General features: G+C 72.0%; 4 protein-coding genes and 1 pseudogene. 3 read left to right on the top strand and 2 right to left on the bottom strand.

Going from position 1 to position 4,304, the window contains the following annotated elements; genetic code table 11:
• Positions 1 to 200, bottom strand: a pseudogene (locus ACFWJ4_RS40930) (electron transfer flavoprotein subunit beta); the annotation flags it as partial.
• A gap of 253 nt (positions 201 to 453) precedes the next feature.
• The gene (locus ACFWJ4_RS40925; protein WP_359915558.1) at positions 454 to 780 is read right to left on the bottom strand and encodes a thioredoxin family protein; all 327 of its coding nucleotides are present in this window, start codon (positions 778 to 780) and stop codon (positions 454 to 456) included.
• A gap of 321 nt (positions 781 to 1,101) precedes the next feature.
• Here ACFWJ4_RS40925 and ACFWJ4_RS40920 point away from each other — a divergent pair, with 321 nt between their 5' ends.
• The 3 genes from ACFWJ4_RS40920 (at position 1,102) to ACFWJ4_RS40910 (ending at position 4,190) form a co-directional block, all read left to right on the top strand.
• Entirely contained in the window at positions 1,102 to 1,527 is a 426-nt protein-coding gene (locus ACFWJ4_RS40920) for a DUF4395 domain-containing protein (protein ID WP_359915560.1), read from the top strand.
• 222 nt (positions 1,528 to 1,749) lie between these two features.
• On the top strand, positions 1,750 to 2,520 hold the full coding sequence (locus ACFWJ4_RS40915; RefSeq protein WP_380554370.1) for a lysophospholipid acyltransferase family protein: 771 nt from the start codon (positions 1,750 to 1,752) through the stop codon (positions 2,518 to 2,520).
• A 236-nt stretch (positions 2,521 to 2,756) separates the two neighbouring features.
• Positions 2,757 to 4,190 carry a hypothetical protein gene (locus ACFWJ4_RS40910; RefSeq protein ID WP_380554367.1) on the top strand — a complete coding sequence of 478 codons (1,434 nt, stop codon included), beginning with the start codon at positions 2,757 to 2,759 and terminating at the stop codon, positions 4,188 to 4,190.
• Positions 4,191 to 4,304: the final 114 nt, after the last annotated feature.

Here is a 4,304-nt window from a genome sequence, read left to right as displayed (position 1 = left end):
TCCGGCCCCACCGTCAGCACCGTCACCTCGGCGCCCTCGTTCGCCTCCGCGATCCGCAGCGCCTGCTCCACGCCGTACTCGTCCAGCTCCGACAGCAGGCCGTCCACACCCTCCCGGTCGGTGGTGTGGTCGTCCGCGAAACGACGGTCACCCGTCGCGTCCGGCACGTGCTTCACACAGACAACGATCCTCAAGCTCACGGCCTTGTCTCCTGTACTGGTCTCGTCCGGCGGCTGCGGCGGTGCAAGCGGGCGCGAACACGGCACGCACCCGCTCCGGGCAGCGAATTCCCGTGCCGGTCCGGAACTTCCTGGCAGCATACTCGCCGGTAGTGCAGTGGTCACTACTGGCCAGTAGCTTATGCCGTGCGGCCGCTCCCGCCGCCTGCGCCCATCCTGCCCCAGCCCGGAGCCGACTCCACCCGACGGGGCGGAACAACTGCCGCCGGATTGCTCACACCACGCGCCCGAGCGCCGCGATCACGTCCACCCTGCGCGGCTGCCCCGCCGCCCGCCGCACCACCCGGCCCTCCCCGTCCAGCACCAGGACGGTCGGCGTCCGCCGGACCTCCAGCCGGCGGACCAGCTCCAGCCGCTCCTCCGCGTCCACCTCGACGTGCTCGACCCCGTCGACCATCCCGGCCACCTCGGAGAGCACCCTCCGGGTGGCCCGGCACGGCTGGCAGAAGGCCGTCGAGAACTGCACCAGCGTCGCCCGCGCACCGAGCGGCCCGCCCAACTCCGCCTCCGACAGCCGTACCGCCCCGTCCTCGGTGCTCAACCCTCGGCCTCCCGTCTCTCTCCCGGCCCCGCGCCCGGCCCACAGCGAGCCGGTCCCGGCCACCGTCGAGGCACCACAACACGCACCGGCGGCCAGGTCATCCCCCCAGTCTGCGGCAGGGCCCTCCGCGCCCGAAACACGGTCGACCGCCGGGGCCCGGCCACGTACGATCGGCCGGTGGATTCCGACTGTCGCCCAACGCCGCCGCCGGCCTGCCGCCGCGTCACCGCCACGGCCCGGGCCGTCCTCCACCGACGACGCTGACGCCCGCCGCCGACGCCCCGCCGCTGCCGCCGCCCGTCGCGACCCCCGGAGCCACCGTTGCAGACCGATCCCCGCGGCTCCCGCCTCGCCGCAGCGCTCACCTCCATCGTCCTGGCCGTCGTCCTGCGCACTGGCAACTGCCCCCTCCTGGCCGCCCAGACGCTCGTCCTGGCCCTCGGTGCCTTCGGCGGCCTGCGCATGGCCCCGTACGTCCGGCTGTTCCAGGCGCTCGTGCTCCCCCGGCTCGCACCGCCCTCCGAGACCGAGGACGAGCGGCCGCTCCGCTTCGACCAGGGCATCCTCATGGTGTTCACCGCGGTCGGCGCCCTCGGCTACTGCGCCGAGGTGACCTGGCTCGGTGCGCTGGCCTGCTCGGCCGCCCTCACCGCCGCCTTCGCCAACGCCGCGTTCGGCTACTGCGTGGGCAGCGAGCTCTACCCCCTGGTCCGGCGCGCCCAGGGCCGACTCACCGCCGGCGCGTGATGTGCGCGGCCGAAAAGTTCCCGTTCGAATTCATCACGGAGATCACACCGCCAAAATTCGCTTGACCGCACGCCTCAGGTGACAGCAGGCACTCGTTCGGGGGATCATCTCCGTGAATCACCCGTGACCGCCGCGGAGTGCCGTGCTCCGGTCGGCGCCGCCCGCACAACGGAGCGGGTACCCGCCGAACCGGGCTCCGACCCGTGGAAGTCAGGACTGACCGTGGCAGAGTTCGTGTACCCGCCGGTGATCGGCGCCGCACTCACCGCCTTCCGCGCGCTCGACGTGCGGATCAAGATCGTGGGCGCCGAACACATCCCCGCCAGGGGGGGAGCGGTACTGGTCAGCAACCACATCAGCTACCTGGACTTCCTCTTCGCAGGCCTCGGCGCGTACCGCGGCGGCAAGCGCAAGACCCGCTTCATGGCCAAGGACGACGTCTTCAAGCACCGGATCTCCGGTCCGCTGATGCGCGGCATGAAGCACATCCCGGTGGACCGAACCGACGGGCAGCCCGCGTACGAGGCCGCCGTGCGCGCCCTCAAGGCCGGCGAGGTGGTCGGGGTGTTCCCCGAAGCGACCATCAGCCGCTCCTTCATGCTGAAGAAGTTCAAGACCGGCGCCGCCCGGATGGCAGCCGACTCCGGCACCCCGCTGCTGCCCGTCGTGCTCTGGGGCACCCAGCAGCTCTGGACCAAGGGCCGCCCGAAGACCCTCACCAAGCGGCACGTCCCGGTCACCATCATGATCGGCGAACCGATCCACCTCGGACCGAACGACAAGCCCGTGATGGTCACCCGACGGCTGCGCGCCGCCATGAGCGAGATGCTCGACCAGGCCCAGCGCGAGTACCCCGCCAAGCCCTCCGGCCAGGACGACACCTGGTGGCTGCCCGCCCACCTCGGCGGCACCGCCCCCACCCTGGAGGTCGCCGAGGCCGAGGACGAGGCGGAGGCCCTCGCCCGGGCCGAGCGCCGCGCCGCCCGGGGCTGACAGCTCTTTCTCCTCCCCTCTCTCCTCTCCTTTCTCCTCTCTTCTCCCCCCCTTCTCCCGACCTCCCCGCCTCCCCCGTCCGTCTACTCCGTGCGACCGAGCGAGAACTCTCCGTCGCGTGTCGCCCGACCGCCGACGCCCCCCGTCTGACACAGTGACAGCTCCTTCCAGGGGCCTTCGTCCTGAATCCGCGGCGGGGGCACACGTCGGAACGGTCGAAAGGCTCGGAGGCGGAGATGGCACGGATCACCACCGGCACACGGCAGTCACCCACGGGCAGGGCCCGCACCCGCGCGAGCGCCGGTGCGGGCCTTCTGCTTCTGGGCACCCTGCTCACCGGCTGCGGAGCCGAACCCGGGGAGATCCCGCTCTCCGAGATCCGGCCGGAGACTCCCACCAGCACCCCCGAGGCGAGACCCGCCGAAACCCCCGGTGTGGTCGGTGCGGCCGTCGGAGCGCCCGCGGCCACCGCGCACAACGGGCTGATCGTCAGCCGCGCCTACACCGACTCCGCCCGCACCAGCAGCGCGATCGTCACCCTCTCCCCCGACGGCACCGGCCAGCACCAGGTCACCAAGCCGCCGGCCCGCGCCCTCGACGACCGCCCGGACTGGTCCCCCGACGGCACCACCATCGCCTTCGACCGCACCGACCCGCAGAGCGGCACCGCCCGGCTCTGGACCGTCCCCACCAACGGCGGCCCCGAACACCAGATCAACCAGCTCTGCGACAGCGGCACCGCCGACTGCGCCAACGAGGACGAACGGGCCCCCGCCTTCTCCCCGGACGGCAAGCAGGTCGCCTTCAGCCGATCCTGGGGCGTCCAGGACTCGACCGGCAGCCGCCAGATCCAGTACTCGGACCTCTACCTGATGAGCCCCGAGGGCACCGACGTCCAGCGGCTCACCTTCCTCACCAACGACAAGCCCTACTCCGGCATCGTCAGCAACCCCAGCTGGTCCCCCGACGGGAAGCAGCTCACCTTCGAGTACCGCACCAGCGCCACCGGGCAACCCGCCGGCAGCCGCGCCATCTACGTCGTCAGCGCGGACGGCACCGGGCTGCGCCAGCTCACCCCCTGGGAACTGCGCGCGGGCGACCGTGCGGACTGGTCCCCCGACGGCACCCGGATCCTCTTCACCACCTACCCGGCCGGCCCCGACAACGCCCCCGGCGGCGGCATCTACACCGTGCACCCCGACGGCAGCGCCATCGGCGCCCTCACCCCCGCACCCTCGGACATCTTCTACGGCGCCGCCGCCTACGCGCCCGACGGCAAGTCCATCGTCTTCGCCCAGGCCCCCTCGGGTGCCGGCGCCGACCTCTACAGCATGCGGCCGGACGGTACGGGTGTCGCCCGTCTCACCAACAGCGCGGACAAGTGGCTCGGCCGCCCGGCCTGGGGGACGGCGGAGAGCTCGGTGGCAACCGCCGAACCGGCTCAGGCAACGGATCAGCCATCGGTTCCGGCAACGGACCAGCCGTCGGGTCAGGGGTCGAGTCAGCCCTCGCCGGCACCGCAGGCTTCCCGGACGCCGCGTCCGGATGACCAGCAGCAGGCCCAGGCCCAAGGGCAGGAGCCCACCGAAAAGCCGCGCCCCGGGACGGGATCGGAGTCCGCCTCCGGCTCTGGCTCTGGCTCTGGCTCTGGCTCTGGCTCCGACGAATAGATCGTACGGTCCTGGAAACGCGAAGAACCCCCATCCGGATCCCGGATGGGGGTTCTTCTGAATAATTGTTCGGCGGCGTCCTACTCTCCCACAGGGTCCCCCCTGCAGTACCAT

The organism is Kitasatospora sp. NPDC127067 (assembly GCF_042724755.1).
GTDB classification, from domain to species: domain Bacteria; phylum Actinomycetota; class Actinomycetes; order Streptomycetales; family Streptomycetaceae; genus Kitasatospora; species Kitasatospora lactacystinica.
The sequence above is the reverse complement of the archived record's forward strand: the minus strand, read 5'-3'. Positions and strand labels throughout refer to the sequence as shown.

Excerpts from the sequence above, each read along its gene's own strand:
- ACFWJ4_RS40910 (WP_380554367.1), top strand. The coding sequence starts at position 2,757 with ATGGCACGGATCACCACCGGCACACGGCAGTCACCCACGGGCAGGGCC.